The organism is Kitasatospora sp. NPDC001683 (assembly GCF_053596495.1).
Genome location: NZ_JBSFGK010000207.1, coordinates 1 through 3,380, shown reverse-complemented (window position 1 = coordinate 3,380; position 3,380 = coordinate 1). Strand labels below are relative to the sequence as shown.

Sequence of the window (3,380 nt, the reverse complement as noted above, 5' to 3'; positions counted from 1 at the left end):
GCCGAGGAGCGGACCTTCGTCGACGCCCTCGCCCGCCTCCACGTCCACGGCGCCACGGTCGACTGGGCCCCCCTGTTCGTCGGCACCGGCGCCCGCAGGATCGACCTGCCGACGTACGCCTTCCAGCACCGCCGCTTCTGGACGGACGCCTCGGCGCCCTTCCCGACGGCCGAGTCCGCCGGGCTCCGCAACGCCGACCACCCGCTGCTCACCGGCTCGCTCGAACTGGCGGGCACCGCGGGGTTGGTGTTCACCGGCAGGCTGTCGGCGCGCTCGCACGGGTGGCTGGCGGACCATGTCGTCATGGGTTCGGTCCTGGTGCCGGGCACGGCGCTGGTGGAACTGGCCGTGCGCGCCTGCGACGAGGTCGGCTGCGACCTGGTCGAGGAGCTGACCATGGCCGCGCCGCTGGTCCTGCCCGAGGACGGCGCCGTCCGGATCCAGGTGCGCCTGGCCGAGCCGGACGAGGCCGGGCGCCGCGCGGTCGGCATCCACTCCACGGCGGACACCGGCCCGGAGCCGGTCTGGACCCTGCACGCGAGCGGTGTGCTGGGGACGGGCGCGGCGCCGGCGGAGTTCGACGCCGCGGCGTGGCCGCCGGCCGGTGCCGCGGCGGTCGACGCGGCCGGGCTGTACGAGGGCCTGGCGGAGGCCGGGTTCGGGTACGGCCCGGCGTTCCAGGGCCTCCGGGCTGCGTGGCGGCGCGGGGAGGAGGTCTTCGCGGAGGTCGCCCTGCCGGAAGGTATGGAGGGCGAGGGCTTCGGCCTGCACCCCGCGCTGTTCGACGCCTGCCTGCACGGTTTTGCGCTGGCCGGGACCGGAGAGGGTGGCGGAGTGCCGTTCGCCTGGGAGAACGTCGCGCTGCACGCCTCCGGCGCGTCGTCGGTGCGGGTGCGCCTGACGCGCTCGGCCTCGGGCGCCCTGGCGCTCGCCGTGGCGGACGCCGACGGCAGGCCGGTGGCGTCGGTCGGCGCGCTGACGGTGCGTCCGATTGCCGCAGGGCAGCTCGCGGCCGGGCCGAAGGTGGGCCGGGACTCGCTGTTCCGGGTGGACTGGGTGCCGGTGAAGGCCTCGGACGCACCGGAGTTCGTGGCGGTCGGGTCGCTGGCGGAGGTGCCGGAAGACGTGCCGCCGGTGGTCGTGATCGAGACGGCCGTCGACGAGGTGCACGCGCGGACGGCGCAGGCGCTCGGGCTCGTGCAGGACTGGCTGGCGGAGGAGCGCTTCGCCGCGTCTCGTCTGGTGTTCGTGACGCGTGGCGTGGTGGCGGGTGAGGACCTGTCCGGGGCAGCCCTGCGGGGTCTTCTCCGTTCGGCGATCACTGAGGAGCCGGGCCGGTTCGGCCTGGTGGATCTGGCGGGGTCGGAGGAACTGCCGTCCGAGGCCCTGGGCCTGGACGAGCCGGAGCTGCTCGTTCGCGACGGAGAGATCCTCGCGGCGCGCCTGGCCCGTACGGAGGCAGCGACGGAAGCGGTGGCGTGGCCGGCCGAGGGCACGGTTCTGATCACCGGCGGCACGGGCGGCCTGGGCAAGCTCGTGGCCCGGCACCTGGTGGCCGAGCACGGTGTGCGCGACCTGCTGCTGGTGAGCCGTCGCGGTGCTCAGGCCGAGGGCGTCGGGGAGCTGCTGGCGGAGCTGGGCGTAGGAGCGAAGGTCGAGGCGTGCGACGTGGCTGACGCGGCCGCGGTGGCCGAGCTGTTCTCGCGCCACGAGATCCGTGCGGTCGTCCACACGGCCGGCGTGCTCGACGACGGAGTGATCGGCTCGCTCACCCCCTCGCGGGTCTCCGGCGTCCTGCGTCCGAAGGCGGACGCGGCGTGGAACCTCCACGAGGCCGCCTGCGCCGTCGATGCGTTCGTCCTGTTCTCGTCGATGGCCGGTACGTTCGGCAGCGCGGGCCAGGCCGCCTACGCGGCGGGCAACGCCTACCTGGACGCGCTGGCCGTCCACCGCCGCTCGCTCGGCCTGCCCGCCGTCTCCCTCGCCTGGGGCCCGTGGTCGGACGTGGCCGGTATGACCGGCACGCTCACCGCCGCCGAGCGCGAGCGGATGACCGGCGCCGGCGTGCCGCCGCTCGACCCGGAGCACGGGCTGGCGCTGTTCGACGCGGTCGCCACCGGCGCCGCGCCGGCCGTCCTGCCCGTCCGGCTCGACCTGCCCACCCTGCGGGACCGGGGCGGCGTCCCCGCCCTGCTGCGCGGCCTGGTCCGGACCCCGGCGCGCCGGGCGGTCGCCGCCCCCGCCGCGATCGACCTGACCCGCCGGCTGTCGGGCCTGGGTGGCGAGGAGCGGCGGGCGGCCGTCCTGGACCTGGTGCGCGACCAGATCGCGCTCGTGCTCGGCCACGAGGGCCGCTCGACGGTGGACCCGTCGAAGGCGTTCCAGGACCTCGGCTTCGACTCGCTGACGGCGGTCGAGCTGCGCAACCGGCTGCGGACCGTCACCGGGCTCAAGCTGCCCGCCACCGTCGTCTTCGACTACCCGACCGCCCACGCGCTCGCCGGCTTCCTGCTGGAGGGCCTGTTCGGCGCCACCGAGACGACGGACCAAGCGCCGGCGCCCCTGCCCCTCCCGTCCGACGACCCGATCGTGCTGGTCGGGATGGCCTGCCGCTATCCCGGCGGCGTGGCGTCGCCGGAGGACCTGTGGCGGCTGGTGGCCGACGGGCTGGACACGGTCTCGGAGTTCCCGGCCGACCGCGGCTGGGACGTCGAGACCCTCTACGACCCGGACCCGGACCACAACGGCACGTCCTACACCCGCACGGGCGGCTTCCTGCGGGAGGCGGCGGCGTTCGACGCGGCGTTCTTCGGGATGAGCCCGCGCGAGGCGCTGGCGACGGATGCGCAGCAGCGCCTGCTGCTGGAAACCTCCTGGGAGGCCTTTGAGCGGGCCGGCATCGACCCCGTGTCGCTGCGCGGCAGCCGGACCGGAGTCTTCGCGGGCGTCATGTACGCCGACTACGCGAATCTGCTCGGCGGCGGTGAGTTCGAAGGCCACCAGGGCAGCGGCAGCGCCGGCAGCGTGGCGTCCGGCCGGGTGTCCTACACCCTCGGCCTCGAAGGCCCGGCGGTCACGGTCGACACGGCCTGCTCGTCGTCCCTCGTCGCGATGCACCTGGCGGCGCAGGCGCTGCGCGGCGGTGAGTGCTCGCTGGCCCTGGCCGGCGGCGTGACGGTGATGTCCACCCCGGGGACGTTCGTCGAGTTCTCGCGCCAGCGCGGCCTCGCCGCCGACGGCCGCAGCAAGGCCTTCGCCGAGGCGGCGGACGGCGTGGGCTGGGGCGAGGGCGTCGGCGTGGTGGTGCTGGAGCGCCTGTCGGACGCCCGCCGCAACGGGCACACCGTCCTCGCGGTTCTGCGGGGGAGCGCGGTGAACCA

The 3,380-nt window shown here is 75.6% G+C and carries 1 protein-coding gene; it reads left to right on the top strand.

Going from position 1 to position 3,380, the window contains the following annotated elements; translation table 11 throughout:
* Positions 1 to 3,380: type I polyketide synthase (locus ACWCYO_RS40405; protein WP_449787023.1), on the top strand; the 3,380-nt coding region annotated here is incomplete at both ends.